Annotated in this window: 18 protein-coding genes; 4 read left to right on the top strand and 14 right to left on the bottom strand. The window is 47.3% G+C overall.

Annotated elements, in window-relative coordinates; all coding sequences use genetic code 11:
* Positions 1–13: 13 nt before the first annotated feature.
* The 6 genes from MHI38_RS22580 to MHI38_RS22555 form a co-directional block, all read right to left on the bottom strand.
* Positions 14–157 (bottom strand): hypothetical protein, encoded by a 144-nt coding sequence (locus MHI38_RS22580; protein WP_186811683.1) that lies wholly within the window; start codon positions 155–157, stop codon positions 14–16.
* A gap of 14 nt (positions 158–171) precedes the next feature.
* Complete coding sequence (locus MHI38_RS22575; protein WP_090918338.1) at positions 172–606, bottom strand: phage tail assembly chaperone; 435 nt, start codon at positions 604–606, stop codon at positions 172–174.
* 148 nt (positions 607–754) lie between these two features.
* Positions 755–1,162 (bottom strand): phage tail tube protein, encoded by a 408-nt coding sequence (locus tag MHI38_RS22570; protein WP_154890795.1) that lies wholly within the window; start codon positions 1,160–1,162, stop codon positions 755–757.
* Positions 1,163–1,361: 199 nt separating this feature from the next.
* Complete coding sequence (locus tag MHI38_RS22565; protein WP_341181713.1) at positions 1,362–2,825, bottom strand: phage tail sheath subtilisin-like domain-containing protein; 1,464 nt, start codon at positions 2,823–2,825, stop codon at positions 1,362–1,364.
* Entirely contained in the window at positions 2,825–3,025 is a 201-nt protein-coding gene (locus tag MHI38_RS22560; RefSeq protein WP_090918345.1) for a hypothetical protein, read from the bottom strand. The genes MHI38_RS22565 and MHI38_RS22560 overlap by 1 nt, the downstream gene beginning before the upstream one ends.
* A gap of 183 nt (positions 3,026–3,208) precedes the next feature.
* Positions 3,209–4,117 carry a hypothetical protein gene (locus MHI38_RS22555; RefSeq protein ID WP_154890793.1) on the bottom strand — a complete coding sequence of 303 codons (909 nt, stop codon included), beginning with the start codon at positions 4,115–4,117 and terminating at the stop codon, positions 3,209–3,211.
* Positions 4,118–4,523: 406 nt separating this feature from the next.
* Here MHI38_RS22555 and MHI38_RS22550 point away from each other — a divergent pair, with 406 nt between their 5' ends.
* A complete protein-coding gene (locus tag MHI38_RS22550; RefSeq protein ID WP_090918349.1) occupies positions 4,524–5,000 on the top strand; it encodes a hypothetical protein in 477 nt (158 codons plus the stop codon).
* A gap of 95 nt (positions 5,001–5,095) precedes the next feature.
* On the opposite strand, the gene MHI38_RS22545 is transcribed toward MHI38_RS22550, so the two are convergent.
* The 8 genes from MHI38_RS22545 to MHI38_RS22510 form a co-directional block, all read right to left on the bottom strand.
* Positions 5,096–6,799: a DUF4127 family protein gene (locus tag MHI38_RS22545; protein WP_154890792.1), complete on the bottom strand. Its 1,704-nt coding sequence runs from the start codon at positions 6,797–6,799 to the stop codon at positions 5,096–5,098.
* Between the two features lie 409 nt (positions 6,800–7,208).
* The gene (locus MHI38_RS22540; RefSeq protein WP_253496509.1) at positions 7,209–8,159 is read right to left on the bottom strand and encodes a hypothetical protein; all 951 of its coding nucleotides are present in this window, start codon (positions 8,157–8,159) and stop codon (positions 7,209–7,211) included.
* A 144-nt stretch (positions 8,160–8,303) separates the two neighbouring features.
* Positions 8,304–9,014 carry a VOC family protein gene (locus tag MHI38_RS22535; protein ID WP_154890790.1) on the bottom strand — a complete coding sequence of 237 codons (711 nt, stop codon included), beginning with the start codon at positions 9,012–9,014 and terminating at the stop codon, positions 8,304–8,306.
* Positions 9,011–9,469 carry a VOC family protein gene (locus MHI38_RS22530; protein WP_154890789.1) on the bottom strand — a complete coding sequence of 153 codons (459 nt, stop codon included), beginning with the start codon at positions 9,467–9,469 and terminating at the stop codon, positions 9,011–9,013. The genes MHI38_RS22535 and MHI38_RS22530 overlap by 4 nt, the downstream gene beginning before the upstream one ends.
* A 38-nt stretch (positions 9,470–9,507) precedes the next feature.
* A complete protein-coding gene (locus MHI38_RS22525; RefSeq protein WP_154958579.1) occupies positions 9,508–10,074 on the bottom strand; it encodes an NAD(P)H-dependent oxidoreductase in 567 nt (188 codons plus the stop codon).
* 211 nt (positions 10,075–10,285) lie between these two features.
* Positions 10,286–11,122, bottom strand: a complete 837-nt coding sequence (locus MHI38_RS22520; protein WP_154890787.1) for a response regulator — start codon at positions 11,120–11,122, stop codon at positions 10,286–10,288.
* Positions 11,123–11,141: 19 nt separating this feature from the next.
* Positions 11,142–12,815, bottom strand: coding sequence for a GAF domain-containing protein (locus MHI38_RS22515; protein ID WP_154890786.1), 1,674 nt, complete (start codon positions 12,813–12,815; stop codon positions 11,142–11,144).
* Between the two features lie 95 nt (positions 12,816–12,910).
* Positions 12,911–13,393 (bottom strand): ArpU family phage packaging/lysis transcriptional regulator, encoded by a 483-nt coding sequence (locus MHI38_RS22510; protein WP_090918475.1) that lies wholly within the window; start codon positions 13,391–13,393, stop codon positions 12,911–12,913.
* Positions 13,394–14,044: 651 nt separating this feature from the next.
* Here MHI38_RS22510 and MHI38_RS22505 point away from each other — a divergent pair.
* The 3 genes from MHI38_RS22505 to MHI38_RS22495 all read left to right on the top strand — a co-directional run bounded on the left by MHI38_RS22505 (position 14,045) and on the right by MHI38_RS22495 (position 16,948).
* Entirely contained in the window at positions 14,045–14,485 is a 441-nt protein-coding gene (locus MHI38_RS22505; protein WP_261764412.1) for a helix-turn-helix domain-containing protein, read from the top strand.
* Between the two features lie 46 nt (positions 14,486–14,531).
* Positions 14,532–14,948: an ImmA/IrrE family metallo-endopeptidase gene (locus MHI38_RS22500; protein WP_090918365.1), complete on the top strand. Its 417-nt coding sequence runs from the start codon at positions 14,532–14,534 to the stop codon at positions 14,946–14,948.
* A gap of 176 nt (positions 14,949–15,124) precedes the next feature.
* Positions 15,125–16,948 (top strand): 5'-nucleotidase C-terminal domain-containing protein, encoded by a 1,824-nt coding sequence (locus MHI38_RS22495; RefSeq protein ID WP_154890785.1) that lies wholly within the window; start codon positions 15,125–15,127, stop codon positions 16,946–16,948.
* The last annotated feature ends 304 nt before the right edge of the window (positions 16,949–17,252 follow it).

Below are 17,252 nucleotides of genomic sequence, written 5' to 3'. Positions count from 1 at the left end.
CTGACCTTTTCAATTAACGATTCATTTGAGCGGATATGGCCGCCATCTCTTCTTCCGAGAACGCAAGCAAAAGCGAGCGCTCCCCGCGCGGCAAAGACCAGAACTCTCCGGGACGGAGATGATGGCGCACCCACATGTGATACAGGAACGTGGTCATCCCGCCGGAGTGAATCAGTTTTTTAGGTCTTCAATCTCCACGCCGAAGCCGGATAGTTCGAGCACTTTGTCACCAACCGCATCCAGTTCACCAGCCAGCAACATACGGCGCACCGCCTGCTCTCCACCTGACAACTTCATACGTCCTGTGATGCGGTTATCTCCCCAGCCGGACAGTTCCAGTCCGCGTACACTCATTTTCACCGTAGCCTCGGAGATCAGCAGGGCATTAAACGTCTCGGTATCCACCTTTTCCTCGGTGCGACCTTTTGTCGTTTTGCGAATCGTACAGCGTTCGCGAATCTGATCCACTTTGGAAGAAGTCAATCCACGCAAGGTGAGTAGCAGATCCAGACGTTGGATACGCACATTTTCTTCTGGCAGACGTTCTGCCGCCTCAAACAACTGATCCAAAATCTGCTCTTCGGACAAATTTTCATTCATACTCATCGGTTAAAATCTCCTTTTTCTCATGTATTCTCTGAATTCGATGTGCTTCCGTGTGTATTTCATAATCATCTCAATACACCAAAAAGACCGAGAGGTTCCCGGTCTGCTTCAGTGCCCTTGCCTATTGTGAAGTAACGTTACATAAAAATCAGTTCGCTACAATCGGATTCAGCATTTCGAATCCCTCAAAGGTAAAGCCCGTTTCTTCCGGCACTTCCTCACCTGCCGTCCAGTTCGCCAGCTGAATTTTATCTACCATGCATCCTTTCAGCAGTACACTTTCATGTCCATACGACTCGGGATCATCCAGCTTGGAGATAATCTGAAATTTGGTGAAGCCGCGCTTGATCATATCGGACGTAACCTTGTAACCTGTCATCGTACCTGTACCTTTTTTAGCACCGTTTTTGTGAACCTTCCACTCGTTGCCGACCAGATTCAGCTCTCGTTTCTCAATCTCTACGCTGGCCTCCAGCTTGTTAATATTGGTCTGCCACACACCATCCATATGCAATTGACCGTGGGTACCGAGAATTACTCTTGACGCATCCAACATGTATATTTCCTCCTTATTATGGTTGAGTGGTTATTGTTCACACATCATAACGATACCGTCAGAAATCCTCCGAATCACTGTATCCCTAGAATTTCGCTGGCCTCTCCGTTATTTGTATAAACCAACCACTCAACATGTCCTTCTACTTTTTTCACAAAATGACCTACTAGCCTGTTAGCCTGCTTTCAAGCCTTTTACCTTATTGCACGTAAAACGTACCAAACAACTGCTCCATCACGTCCGTCAGCTTCACATTCCATTGCAGGAATACCTGATCTGCCTCCGGTTTCAGCACGGGTGCATCACCGTAATATGCCGGGTCGAGAACAACATCATACCCTTCGGCCTCGATAACATTGCTCTGTGCGAGCAACGCCAAATAAGCCTTCATCGCACCAATCAGTGCCTGACGACCTTCTTCGGTATTGTTCACTTTACCGATATACGTATCTTCTGCGGAACGCTGCAAATCTGTATTAATCGCATCCATGACCCGGATCGACCGGATTTTTTTCCACGCATTATTTTGTCCGGCAGCAGGGGTAACCAGAGTATTCACGCCACGGAGAGCTTTAACCCGGCGTCCATCGTGGAAGAAAATAAATACGCCATTCTGTACAGCCTGCTCCTGTTCGGCGCGTGTCCAGCGGCGTGTAACATCATCGAACGGTGTTGCCGCATATGTCGTGGATTCGTTCAGACGTTGTCCGGCGATAAGACCTGCAACATAAGCCGAGGTCTGTGCGGAGCTATAGAAAGCATCGCCCAAACGCACGCCCGTGCCCACATTAATCACACCTTCATGGTTCAGCGTAAGGGAGCGCGTTGCAGCCTTCTGAGCTGCCGAAGCGGACGTATCGTCTGCTGTGGAGCCACCGAATACAGCCATGACCGGCTTGCCTTCACTGCGAACCCGTTTGACCCACGCCGCAAAGCTCGCAAGCAACGCTGCATCCGCCGCATGATCCAAGGCAAGCACATCAAACTGCTCGCCTTCCAGCGCGCCCTGCAAAGTAATGTACTCTGCATTCGTCAGTGCATCATTGCCGCTTACGCCGCCTTTGAAAGCCGCTCCCGATACGTTCGCAACCTCCCCAGTCCCTTCTCCAATCGCCTGAGCCGTGATCCACAGGTTTTGCTCATCGGCATTGATCTCTTTGGCAAGAGTTACAGCAGTAACATCTGCAGTCAAGAGCGCATACAACATGCGGTTGCCTTCAAACAAACGCACTTCAAACTTCGTATTGTCGATCACACCTGGCTGAATCGTTACATAGAAGCCATTCGCACGGTCGCCTGGATACTTTGCATCGAGTTGGAGCACATCCGCACCACCACCGTCTTTCAACGTCAGCGTAGCTGCTTTCGCTACCGAACTTGCCACCCGATAAGCGAGCAGTTTCTTCGGTCCGCCAAGTAAAGCCAGCTTCAAAGACGCATAGGCCGTGCCGTTATCCAGTGCATTTGCCGCAAATGTACGTTCAATTGCCGTTTCACTGCTTACTTCCACAAACGTGTCCACCGGACCCCAGTTAGCCTTGACCGGCACAACGACCGTTCCACGACTGCCCGCCTGAATAGCCGAAGACGCCGCCGCCTGAAAATTCATATACAATCCCGGAAGGACCGGACGATTTGTTTGTTCCCAAGTTCCACCTGCCATTATTCATTCACCTTCGCTTTCAAAAATTGGTTGATTCTTGCCTGTGCTTCTTCAATGGAAAACGTCTGGTGCGCCGCTTCGTGCAGCGCACCAGCCAGCACCTCTGCCTTCACGGCAAAGAGGGCTTCCGAATGATTCATCAGTTCAGCCCGCGTATACTGCGGGAGAACCGGTAACTTTTTTTTCAAAAAGCTTGCCATGTATCTCTCACCTCGTTGATCTAACAAAGTTCAAATGATCTCGTCTCACCTATGAATTTTTGATCCTGTAATCTATAAAATTTCTACGAAGAAGCAGTCTTACTAAAGCTATGAGTCTACATAAGCTAAGGTATAAAACGATCTGAAACTATCCCTTAGTGATAACTTCTCTGGGGCTTACTTTTACTCGATTCCTTTGTTATGGTGGATCTCACGCATAAGAGGTGCACTTGTAACCGGACGACGGATTCGCTGTGTTAACGTTAGACGAATCTGTCCATTCAGATACGCATCGGCTTGCAAATCCGCTGTTACCTCATCTACTGTCACATAACGTGTGTGACTCTCGCCCATCGTGTTAGCTCCAGCTTCCTCACTATCCGATGGAGTCATTGGAATCCGCGATTGAAGTGCCAATTGCTTGACCAGATAACTTGCCGCCTGATCCGTCAGAATTGTATCATCGGTAAGAACATGCCCGATCCACTGTTTGCGTACTTCAAGCGCCGAGGTTCCCGCCACCGCGGTACTGTTCCCGTTTAATCGCCACAGTACAGACGGCATCCTATACCCACCTGGCCAACTATTGGCATACACAGACCAGTTCGATCCTAGCATGTTCGCTGTCCAAAGCTGCAGTGCAACAAGCCAAGGGTCATCCATCACAGGGCTATTCCCGGCGGCACCTTGCGGTTCAGGAACGTACACACCAAAGCGCAAACTACGTGTGATCAAACCTGAGGCAACATCTGCACGGTCGCTGTCCGTAGAACCCAGATAGAGGCAAGTAAAAGCTCCACCTTCCTCATCCTCCAGCCGCACCTGATGCAAGCCCGCGATTAACGATGCTGACCAGACCTCCACCAGCTCTGCACCCCCGTCTTCCGATCGGGCATACGGTGAAATCTTGATGATTCGCCTGTATCCTGCCCAAGCTGACTTCGGTACTTCTTCGGCAAAAGCAACAACTGCGCATGGACCTGACAATACTTCACCCGAAGCGGGAATATCCTGCACGCGGCCTTCCCAAGCAGGTATAAGAGCCGCAAGCTTCTGCTTTAACGTCTTTTTAATACGTGTGCTAATAGACACATTCATTTCGCCCCCTTCCGCCGTAAAAATGAATACTGCCCGCATGTTACAGCAACCATGTGGCAGTTCGGGACTCCCCCTTTTTCCACACTCCAAGTAGAAACCGGATCAAAATGCAGGGACAATCTCACCGCATCAAAAAGACCAGCCGTATTGGCTGGTCTGTACATTAGCGTATGTGCTTTCGGTGTGTCCCTCGGCAATTGATCCGATAATACTATCTTACAGCCTTTTTCCCCTACCGCGGATGGTGATTGGGTTGACTTGTGCGCGAATAAGGGCGGAGCTTGGGAGGTAAAAAGACGACACTTCTTATGTGATTTTTTTCTCATAAAGATAGACATTTACATGATAAAAACATACCCTTAATAAAGTGATCGTGTTCTATTAGAATGGAGGCGATTAAATGAAGAAATCTGATCTATTTTACATCTGGGTGTTCATCTCAAGTTATTTGGCAGGTGTAGTTGCTTATACTTTGAGTTTATTTCTACTTTATGATGAAAAAATGAGTGGTTGGGGACAACTTCTCATGTGGACAGCCCCCTCTTTTTTCACAGTAACCTTGCTATTATTTCTCTTATCCATTCTTCTATTGAAATTGATGAATAAGTACTTTCTTTGGACACAAACGCTGTTATTCACACTTGCAGCCATTGTCCCCGTATATTCTATCCCTATTCTTCCTGGATTTTGGAACTTTACAAGCAGTGCTTTTCTATTTTCTCCAGAAGGAATGTTGTTCTACCTATTTTTCTTTATCTCATCTCTCATGTCTTCTTATGGGTTATGGATCGCACATAAGCGTCACAATAATAAATCATTTCTCATACTTTCTTTTGTCGTAGCTATGATGTTCGTCATCATAGTTGCTTGGAATTGAGAATAGGAAAGCGAGCTACCGTTCATGAGTAGCTCGCTTTATTCGTTCTCAACTTAAACTACAGCCCATTTCTCCTGTCATTCTAAAACATGATTTTAATTCATCCTCACCTGCGGGCTCAGCGTAATTTCGAACGCGCGTCCCCAGATGAAATCAGGGTTATTGTATTCCAGAAGTGCACCGTTATACGTGGCGTACGTCAGTTGCCCGTCACAGATTTGGCGGATGGCCGGATTACCTTGCCCGAAAGCCGGTTTGCTCGCCAGTTCAGCGGTGTGTGTCTGCATGAGATCGCGTAACAAGCTTTGCAGATGAGCGTAGTCCTCTTCCGAGTTAAACAGCACCATATTCTGATCCGCCAGTGTTGCCACATTGGTATACAGGGCATGCGCACGCGAATAGGTGCGAACATCGGCAATGGCTACCGCTTTGTAGCTGTAGTCCTTCAGGAAACGTTTGAACAATAGTGAGCCGTGTGCATTCATGGCATCCCGCAACTTATGTTTATGCTTTTCCGTAGTGATTAGCGCAAATCTGGATTGTGCCATGCCAACCGCAAGACCAATTTTGTTTCCCGGTGTATTCCAGGCACTGTATCCAAGTACACGTCCGGTATATGGACTATTGAGCAATACTTCAGCCACATCGACGTTCGCAGGCCCTTTGCCCACAAAATCAATCAGGATCGAAGGCAACCCCTGCTCCCCATTCGTTGCCAAACGCTCCACCGCCTCCTGCACCTGATCAAGTGCTGTAATGGCGATGATCTCCATATCCACTGCGGAATCTGCCCCATCCTCAATCATAACACCGCCGACGATATCGACGTGGTGGACCACGTTTTGGTGTACATCCATATATTCATAGGTATTGATGATCGTCGAACCGTGTGGCCCGTAATACTTCACACCATATTTTGTTTTAGCCCCACCTCTGAACAGCTGATTCGCCATCCGTGCGACCAAAGCATGTCCCAATCCATCGGCATCCGGCAAAATAATCGCACGATCCGGGTTCTGTCCATCCGTACCGCCAAGCCATTCGTTAATCCGCGCTTCGACATACTTGATCTCGTTGATCTGAACCCCTTGTGTATTCGCATCATCCACACCAACGGCAAGGAAATCAATGTATCCTGTACGAGCCAGTTGATCCAGAATGTAACGGTTCGTTTTAAACTTGTGCTGTCTTGTATTGTAGTATTTCTGTTTATCGAAATATGTGGTTCCCCCGTACTCTACTCCATCTGTAGAAACGTTATATCCTTGAATAATATCTTCAAATTCCGTATAAGTCTGGCGTGGTTGTTGCATCAGAGAGCGAGATTCATTATACGCATCCAGTGCCAATCCATCTGCAAACGAAGTCGTTGCCAGTCGCATAATCGTATCCATCACAAACAGCGGTTTGCGCGGATACTTCGTTTTAATGATTCGAATGACATCCAGCAAATGAGTCGTATGCTCGTCATATGACGGATACGTTCCGCCGCCGTTTTCGCGAAGCTGACGGCTGCCGATCAATCCACCGTAAGCGAGCATATCCGTTGAAATAATGAAACCGTCTGCCTTCGCTGCATGTTTGACAATGAAATCATAGATGTTGGACGGATTCCCGTAAATGGGCGTCGAAGTGCCCAGCAGCGTTGTGCCGTCGGTCGTCTTCTTCGTATCCAAACGGTTCTTGATATCCTTCAGGTTGGGTGTAACGATGTGAAGACCGGCTGCTTTCCCTTGTACAATTACGTCATCCAGATTCGCCGGACGATCATCGAGTGGTACATACAATACTGTTTTCATATCATGTAGCCTCCTGTTTTTTGATATTCTTCAATACCCGATCAGGGCAAGGGCGCAATCACCGAAATGAAAAAAAACCAGCATTTGCTGGCCTGACTTTTGTGCGGGATCTACTTTTCTGTCTCTTGCACATCGTTTAGACTTTGTACACTGTACGCTACACGTTGCTCCCCTTGCTTCTGATCCGATAATATCATCTTACCTTCTTTTCTCCCTCATGCAGACGGTATTGCGGATGAATTACGCCGATTTCTCGTTGGTTTTCTGCGAGAAAATGGAAATGACGAAAAAGCACCTGCCGCTTAGACAAGTGCTTGATTTAATGAACGTTAATTTTGAGTAATGGATCTTTCTAAGGTTTACTCGATACATATAGATTGTATAGAATGTGATTTGTTCGTTATACTTCCTACGCAATAATATAACGGAAGTTCTCCCAAATTTCAGGCATAGGTTCCTCATGTTTGGCATGGTGATAGAAGCTGAACGGAAATTTGAAAATATGCCCGCCATACCAGTCACGGCAGCGCCGATCCTTCAACCAGTATTCCAATTCATGTGGCAGAGCGCGTGAACGCTCAGCTTGTGCTAGTGGTAACATGTCCACAGGGGATTGCAGCGTGGCTGCCTCCGGCGTCAGATCGATATCACGGCTCAGGCGCAAGGCCTTGACCATTTTGAGAAAAGGCGGAATGCCTTTATAAAACAGGGCCTGATATCCCAGCTCATAAAGCATGTTCAGCGCATGACCGTAGGTAAGCATATGTCCAATCAGATCATGATGGGCTTCCGCTTGATAAATCGTACGAAACGCACCAAGTTCCTCCAGAATAAACTGAGACAACTGAATCGGATGCAGTATCTCAGGAAAATTGTCATTCTCGTCCAGCTGCATATGGCGAATCTCTTTTACCGTTGTATTCACCCAGGATCTGCCTGGAATCGTACGTTCAAACGACTCAATTAATTGAGCAATCTGCTCAATCTCTTCTACGGTGCCCCATCCATCAAGTTCACGAATGGCTTTGAGACTAATCGCTCCATAGATCACTTGGTGTCCTACCCAGTGCAACTCGCCAATCGTGTGCTCCAGCGCGTCTGCAATACGCGCTTCGGCTTCTTCTAACGGCATGCGTTCACTTGGTGAAGCCGTATGACTGATATGTGTCCCATGCTGGCGAAGCATCGCTTTCGCTTCCGCGGTAACACTGCCAGCGGCAAGGGCCGTGAGACGATTTTCCCTCACCCAAAAGTAAGCCGCAATTGCCCCTGCCCCATAATGGGCATGCCATAGATCACCGGTGCGTTCCCGACTGGAGGCAATTGTCGCTAGTCCCTCTTCCAACAAACGTCGATCCAAGTGTGCCATCCCCCTTCAAGTTATGGAAGCCTCGCTACAAGCCGGACTACTCCTGATCTCAATAAAATAAAGCGTTTACTTCTATAACATGATGGAGTTCAGATACTTATTCCCCTTTTGCGCTGTATCTGATCTAAAGATATTTTATACGGACACTCCAGTGGCGGAATATCCTGAAGAGTCGCTGCCATCTCCATTGAATTGAAGCTTGCCCACTTGATGGATCGTAGCTTCTAACGGGAAAATCTGTGCCTTTTGATTAGAGAAAAACCATACTCGTTCCTTCCTCACCACAATAAACAAACCGTTTCGATCACCTACAGGAGAAAACGTATCACTTCCTTCGCCCCAGCGGGATAATCCTGCTTTCTCCAATTCGTGCACTGTGGCTGGCACATCCTCCGAAACCAGCCCGATCTCACACACCTTCAAAATATCTTCCACCGAAAATGCGCGCTCTTGCTCGTTGTTTTTCCTGTGATGAGCAATCAGCTCCACAATGTTCCCAGCCGGATCTTCAAAATATAGTGAGTGGGAGTCCCAGTTGTTAGAGTAAGTTTCATCCCGCTCTCCATCTGTGCTTAGCCTCACTCGTGACGCCGCCCACTGCTTGGCTTCCTGAAACTGATTCGTCGGGATCATCCAGGCAAAATGATAGAACGGCGCTCGGCCCTTTCCCTCTACTTGGGATGCAGTGTTCCAATGTTTGAATATCATTTTGGTGTATCCGGCCTGCAAAGTGAAGGCTTCCTCCACAGGATTAATCTCGGATACCCTCATGCCCAGCGTAACTCCATAGAAATGATGCAGTTCCTCCAGCTTTACGCTATAAAACAGTACTTCCTCTATGATCATATGCTTCTCCCATGCATTTTCTCCCATTCACTCCACGGCACCAAACCAAGCTCTGGCTTCGCTTCGTCCGGCAGCACGGCAATGAATTCTAACGAGTGACCATCCGGATCGGCAAAGTAAACAGAAACCGCTGGCATCCAGCCAAATACATATAGCTCTCCAATGTCATCATCCAGAAAATTACGAGTGGCGATGCCCTTGTTTTCAAGGTATTCAACGGCATGTTTCATATCTTCCAGGGATACTTGAAAAGCAAAGTGCTGACGTTGCACCTGCGCGGGGTCTTTCTCCCACAGCCCTAGCATGGCATGGCGTTCGCCGCCAATCCAGTAAAATAAGTATCCGCGTTCCGGGTTTTCACTAGCAAGAGGTAATCCAAGTACCTTCTCGTAAAAATGATGTGATCTTTGAAGATCTGTCACATTCAGATGGGTTTCATATAAACCTTTAATCATGCTGTATTCCCTCCTTCTATTTCATTACGATGATGAATTTATGCTTTCCTTGCCGCCGTTAACGTCTGAGCCAGATTCAGAAAAGATCCGAGTACGCGCTGCACCCGTTCCTCAATATCCTGACTACCTTCGTATTCCTCATATCCGTCAAATGTCGCTTCAAATCGTCTGCGCTGTGCACCACCAATGGAGATCCATTCTGGAGCATTAATCCCGTGCAGATTACGTACCATGGTTTGCATTTGGGTAAGCGAGCTTACACCAACAGCTCCTCCCGCGGAGCTGATCGATAAAACCGGTTTACCACTGAAATGGGCCTGACTTAGATGATCCAGCGCATTTTTAAGCACACCGCTTATGCTGCCGTGGTACTCTGGGGTAGACAGGATAATGGCATCCGCCGCAAGCATTACGGTGTTCAATGCCGCCAGGTTCTCATCGGTCTCTTGCTTTTCATCCGGAGCATAGAATGGCAGTGGTTTTTCATACAGATTAAACAAGCTCGCCTCGTGTCCTTGTCCTTGAATGATCTCTACGGCATATTCACCCAGGCGTGTGCTTGTTGCATTTCTTCGGTTGCTGCCTGCCAATATCACAATATTCATTACATTCACTCTCCTGATCGCTGTTATTATCGTCATCCATGCTCTTGCTTCTCGACTTTGGTTATCCTTATTTTACCTTGATGCAGGGCAGCATTCGTCAGCTAATGGACTTAACTTCAGCACAAAAAAACTCAACCTTTCGGTTGAGTTCATACGACTTTAGTCTGAATTTTGTCTGAATTTGGCGACTACAATGATAGCCTGCAACTCATTACAGTTCCCAGCCATTCCGAACAGCATGAAGCGCTGCCTGAGTTCGGTCTGCAAGCCCTAGTTTATCGAGCAGATGACTGACATGTGTTTTAACTGTTTTCTCCGTAATCACAAGCCGAACCGCAATCTCTTTGTTGCTTAACCCTTGAGCGATCAGCCCCAGCACTTCCCGTTCACGGCGAGTGAGTGCATTTAGACCTTCATCGGACACAGGACTCGATGGATTAGAGTTCCATGAATGACTTGAATGACTTGAATGATTTGAACGACTTGAATAACCTGGTTCATCTAACTTACTCGGATTACTCCATTCACCTGGTCCACTCGTTTGGTGTACAGTCTGGTTCGAACCTTGGAAAAGCGTTTCCTCTTGAGAGTTGCCTTCCACTCGACTTGCTTCTGACAGCATATCCATCGATGCCATGACGTGCATCAATTGACTTGCAGCCGCCGGATGTAATTCGACCTGACCGGAATGCACATTACGGATCGCAACGGCTAAATCCTCAGGCTCGATATCTTTGAGCAGATATCCCTTTACGCCTGCACGAACGGCAGGAACGACATGATCCTGATCCGAGAACGAAGTTAGCACGATGATCCGTGTATGTGGCAGCAGATTACGCAAACGTCTGGCTGTTTCAATACCGTCCATGACAGGCATATGAAGATCCATCAGAATAACATCCGGCTCCAGGTCCTGCGCTTGCTCCAAGGCTTCTTGCCCGTTCGATGCTTCACCGATAACCTTCATATCCTCCTGCGTTTTCAGAAAAACATGTAGTCCCCGTCTGACCATGACATGATCGTCGGCAAGTAATATTGTAATCGGCATCTTTGCCTGCCTCCTGACTCTATTCCGTTTCATGCGGAAGTGGTATAACTGCCGTCACGGTTGTTCCTTTACGCGAAGAACTCCATATATTGAGCTTGCCTCCGAGTGATTGCGCACGCTCCCTCATAATCGACAATCCGAGTGAACTTTCCGATGATGGCTTCCGTCGCTTGGCACCGCCCTTCCCCCGATCGGAGATCGTGAGCTTCGCTTCACGTTCACTGAATTCAAGCTGTATGCATGCCGAGGATACCCCTGCGTGCTTCCGAATATTGTTCAGCGCCTCCTGACCAATACGCCACAAACCTTCTTCAATGAAACGTGGTATGGAGCGCATCCCCTTACGATCAGCGATAACTTGAAGCCCCTGTTTTGCACCGTACTCCTGTAGCGCGCTTACCAATCCGGCCTCCAAACCTGATGGACGAAGCTGCATAATCAACGCTCGCATCTCCTTGAGCGCTTCCTGGGACAAAGCTCGTATATCTCTCATCACTTCTGCTGCCGGATGCACCGGTTCCGAACCGGAGAGCATACTCTCTGCACCTTTTGCCGTCAGCGATAGGGAGAATAAAATCTGATTCACCGAATCATGCAAATCCCGAGCAAGTCGATTCCGCTCTTCAAGCCTCGCCAGTTCGCGCCGATGATCTGCCAGCTTCAAGCTCTCACGTGAAGCAATGATATGTTCTGCCAGAGCCTCAAGGACTTCCTTGTCTGCCCGGATCAGATCAAGGGATCGTGACTCAGTACCAACGATCAGCACTCCTGGTTCCTCTGGTGCATGATATGGAAGAGGTACACCAACCCCTGAAGCAAATTCACCCCATTGAAATTCAAGCCTGAATTGGCCGAATATTTCAGCAAGTTCATCTGCGGATAGGATGGCTGCACGATAGTGATCCACGATCCGATCCATAAGGCGTGTCCCTTCCAAGGAAAGGGGATCTGGCGTGTCCGTCCATACCTCACCATGAGCATACATTGCATGTATATGAAATGTGCTATTCGTTTGTTGTACAAGCGCGGCGAACGGCCAATCAAAATGCTTGCCAAGTAACCTTACCACGGTGTCAGGCAATGCATTCGACTCGGTACACTCATTGATCGCAAGACTTAATGCTGTACCGAAATCACCGAGCCGGGCATAAAGTTCTGCCCGTCGTTGCTCCGCACGGTACAATCGCATTCGCTCCATTGCACTGCCAATCTGATAGGCTACCGCCTGCAAAAGTGCGAGTTCGCTATCGCTGAAAACCTCTTTACCTGGCGCTGCCACATTGAGCAGTCCCAACATTCGTTCACCCGAGCGCAGTGGGACTGTAGCGTGGTGTGTAATATCCTGTGTGTCTCCCCACTTAAACTCCACAGCATCTTCAAGACGTTTGCAGTTAATGATATTAACCGCATGCTGCAGCCTTCCATCCCTGAAACGATTGATACACCAGCACGTTCCCGTTCTCATGGGCTCTTTATCGTTTCGAATTAAAGCTGGCGGCAGGTTATAGTCTGATACACAGGCATACTCTCCGCGTTCATCGATGAGAAAAAGCCATCCCGCCGTGAGTCCGGTTAGCTCAAGTAATTTGCCAACCACCGTATCCAGCATCAGACTAAGGTCATTGGAGGTGTTTAACGTTTCCGCAATGGTTTTCAGTGTCACCATTTCCTGCATTCCAGCCTCTTCCGGCATTGGCACTCCCCCTCAGATGCTCCGTCTGTGATTTTGTCCAAACCATTGTAACCAATCCTTCGGGGATATGAAAGCTTCAACTTTTTGCCTAATGCTCAGCCAAGCTTCTTCCGTTCTTTTCTTGTGCATGACAGAGGTTCCATATTCATCAGCCCACGGTCAGACAAAGCCAGCGCCAATTTGTAAAAAGCACGGGTACGAATCTTGGTATAGGTATCCTTGCTCACAGGCGGATCAAAAACATGGTTGTATATTTTATAGTCAAAGACATCATCGTCCTTCATATAGCGCTCGTTTACTAATACCCGTTCTTTCTCACTGAGCCGAGATACGATATGATCAATGGTATCGCAGTAAGCCTGACGCGCACGCTGGACATCCACATTAAAGATTGCTGTTTTCGCGGTAGAATCTCCTGTGACATTGGTAGCCCCATGAAAACGTTCCGTATAACTTGCAGTCACCTGCACCTCACGTTCTTCAAAAGCAATCGTTTTATAAATCCGATACTTCTCCAATACAGCCTCGACAGCTGCCTGCGTTTTCCGACGATCCAATTCCGGTAATATCAATTCCATATTTGTCATCGTTGCCATAGTCATTCTCCTCCTAATGTTAATTCACTCTATATTTCATTCCATTTTGACGACTCATACTGATATTTCTGCTCATCCCCATCTTCTAGCGAAGACTGTCTCCCACATAGAATTGTTCCGATTTTTCAAAACATAACGTTTTTTATTTTTTTCTTCCGTTGCCTTTTGGAAATGGCTCCCTGTTTACATTATGTTCGTGCTTTGTTCGCATTTCTATTAGAGGATACCACTTTCTGGAGAAAAGAGTAAACCTTCATTTTGGGTCATTTAGACGATAAAATAAAACCTTCGCTCTCATTTCCTATACCTTTTGGCATAATTGTTTCATATCTCTTTACCTAATGGTATATATACGATATAGTACAGATAATTACTGAACTCGTATAAGTCATTTGTTTTTTATTATTTAAGAAGAGCGATCATTTGCACGATAACGGAGAGGACAGAACGGACCGGAAGAAGCGGAGCGTTCGCCTTTATCACCGGATTTCTCCCCTTGAAGAGAAGAATATTGGAAATCCGGGGATAACAGCGATCGGTAGGTTGTTCTGTTATCGGAGTGTCCTGTGCAACAGCGTTGTCTTAACTTATAATCACAAGCACTTATGACGAGTCGAAGGAGATGCATGAGTTGTGGAGCACGCTTTTGGTCCTTATATGAAACAACTGCGAGAGCAGCAGGGATTCAGCATCAACCAGCTCGCCGAGGCGGCTGGAATAAGCAATTCACAGATTTCACGGATTGAAAATGGTGTCCGTGGGGTGCCTAAACCAGCAACGATCCGAAAAATTGCCGACGCACTCGCCGTACCTTACTCTGATATGATGAAACATGCAGGTTATATGGAGACAGGCCTTGAGGCGAACCCTCAGGAAGTACCGGAATGGGCGACGTACAAGGATCGCCGGGATTTTAAAAAAATGCTGGAGGATGACGACGATCTGATGTTCGACGGAATTCCATTGGATGAAGAGGACAAGAAACGGATCAAAGACGTGCTGACTGGTTTGTTCTGGGAAGCCAAACAGATGAATAAACGGAAAAAGCCAGGCGAATCGGATCAACGCCCATGAGACCAGGACGCGAGTTCAAACTTATTGAAACTGCAGGTGAGATCATATGGATGACATCGTAACCAAGCTGATTCGCAAACACCGAACCAACTGTCCGTTCAGCATTGCCCGTGCTGTAGGAATACAGATTCGTTTTACGAATCTGGGCAAATCGACGAAAGGGCTGTATTTCCGTAAACTTCGTCGCAGATTTATTGTGATTCACAATGACTTGCCCCCTGAATGGCAGCGATTTGTATGTGCACATGAACTGGGGCATGACAGACTGCACAAAGGAATTAACCGTTTCTTCCTTGAGGAGCATTCCTACTTCGCTCCAGGCAAATTGGAGAGACAAGCCAATCTTTTTGCCATTCAACTATTGACGGCCGGAGTCACACCGGAACCGGAAGAATCTCTTGAGAAATTTTGCTTACGTACCGGACTGCCGCGTGATGCGCAGCATTTTTTTTACAGTAATTAAGAACGTACGTTCTTTATCATGTAGTGTTGAACCCGTTTTCCAGGCAGAATCAGATGTCACTTTCAGGTTACTTATTTTTACGCAAATCACGAGATTTCCTCAACATAGTCTGTTAAAATACTACATGAGCTGTATAAACGCTCTAATAGATTACTATTTTGGGAGGTTTCGGATTCATGAAAAACTGGAAAAACGTTGTTTCACTTCTGCTAACGGTTTGTTTACTGTTCGGCAGTGTAGGCATTGCGGCAGCAGCAACGGAATCTGCTCCAGGAACAGGTAAACACATCACTATCCTACATACCAATGACATGCATGCTCGAGCAGTGGAACAATCACCTGCTATGGGTTTTGCCAAAGTCGCAGGCATCGTTGATAAATATCGCAGCGAAAATCCAAACACCCTCTTGCTGGATGCAGGCGATGCGGTACACGGTACCACATTTGCAACTCTTGTTAGAGGCGAGAGCATTGTGCAGGTCATGAACGAAATAGGCTATCAGGCGATGGTACCTGGTAACCATGAATTCAACTATGGCTCGGAACGTCTCATAGAGCTGGCGAAGATGATGAAATTCCCTATGCTCAGTGCAAACGTGAAGAAAAAAGATGGAACTCGTATCTTCGAACCCTACCTTATTAAAGAAGTGGATGGTGTGAAGATCGGGATTATTGCCTTGACTACACCAGAAACCATGTACAAAACGAACCCGAAAAACGTAGAAGGTCTGCAAATTACAGATCCTTCTGCAGAAGCTAAAGTTCTTGTGAATGAAATTCGTAGCAAAGTCGATGTTGTCGTTGTTCTCGGACACCTTGGACAAGATGTTTCCAGTACGGATACAAGCTTCAAAGTCGTTAAAGAGGTGCCGGGCATTGATGTGTTCATCGATGGACATAGCCATACCGTATTGAAAAACGGACTTGTATCTGATCATGGAACTTTGATTGCAAGTGCAGGTGAATATACCAATTATGTAGGTGTCATTGACCTGTGGGTAGACGGCGGCAAAGTTTCGAAGAAAACAGCAACATTAGTGGATGAAACCGGGGCCAAAGACATTAAACCCAATGGGAATGTTGCAGCACTCGTAAGTTCCATTCAGAAAAAACAAGAACCGATCCTGAAAGAAGAAGTAGCAAATACCGCTGTTCTACTCGACGGCAAACGTGAACAAGTACGTGCTGGCGAGACCAATCTAGGAGACTTGCTGGCTGATGCAATCCGTGATGTCAGCAAAGCCGATATCGCTTTGACTAACGGCGGAGGTATTCGTTCTTCTATTGAAAAGGGCATCGTAACTAAAGGTGATGTCATTACCGTTCTTCCCTTTGGCAACCAAGTCGTTACCCTTGATGTAAAAGGCTCTGATGTACTCGCAGCCTTGGAGAACGGTGTAGGTTCCTACCCGGAACCAAGTGGTGGATTCCCGCAAGTATCCGGAATTACATTCAAAATTGACGCCGCTGCTGCAAAAGGTAGCCGTGTTCATACCGTAATGGTTGGTGATAAAGCTCTTGATCCCGCCGCGACCTACACCCTTGCAACCAATGACTTCACAGCTGTCGGCGGTGATGAGTACACGATGTTCGTCAAGTATCCAACAACCGGTATGTACGGTGCACTGGATGAGGCATTGATCAACTACATGCAAAAACTCGGCGCAGTCGATATTAAAACCGACGGCCGCATAAGTGAAGGCAAGAAAGCCGCTGTAGAACCAGAAGCACCGGGTACTGAGGCTCCGGCCCCTGTTCCAGCACCAACACCAACCAAGCCTCAACCAGGAAAACCAAAGCCGGAGAAACCGGTCAAACCAGCACCGGGGAAACCAGCTCCAGCCCCTGCTAAATTGCATATCGTAAAATCAGGCGAGTCTCTGTATTCGATCTCCAAACAATATGGTACAACATGGCAGACACTTCAACAGATCAACAAAATCAAAAACCCACACTGGATTTATCCAGGTCAGACATTGAAGTTGCCTGCTGCTTCTTAATCTGCAACCATTTCGAATAAACGACGAAAGGGAGTCCTTACCCAGATCACTGGCTAAGGACTCCCTTTCGTTTTCTATTTCAAAAATAAATCTCTTGCATGCCGCTTTCGGCTTCAAAGTTGATGTCTACCCCCTGCTGAACTAGAACATATATGCCTGTAATATCCGTATTTATGCGATTTACGGCGTGGATGATGCACAACCACGCTTCCGCTAGTTTTGCATACTTATACCCGTATCACTTTGAATAGCCCAGCCTAACGTATCTTTATAAGCAAAAGCACAATTAATCTGATTTTTATTT

The sequence above is a fragment of the Paenibacillus sp. FSL K6-1558 genome, from assembly GCF_038002565.1.
GTDB classification, from domain to species: domain Bacteria; phylum Bacillota; class Bacilli; order Paenibacillales; family Paenibacillaceae; genus Paenibacillus; species Paenibacillus polysaccharolyticus.
This window is presented reverse-complemented; position numbering and strand designations above follow the sequence as displayed.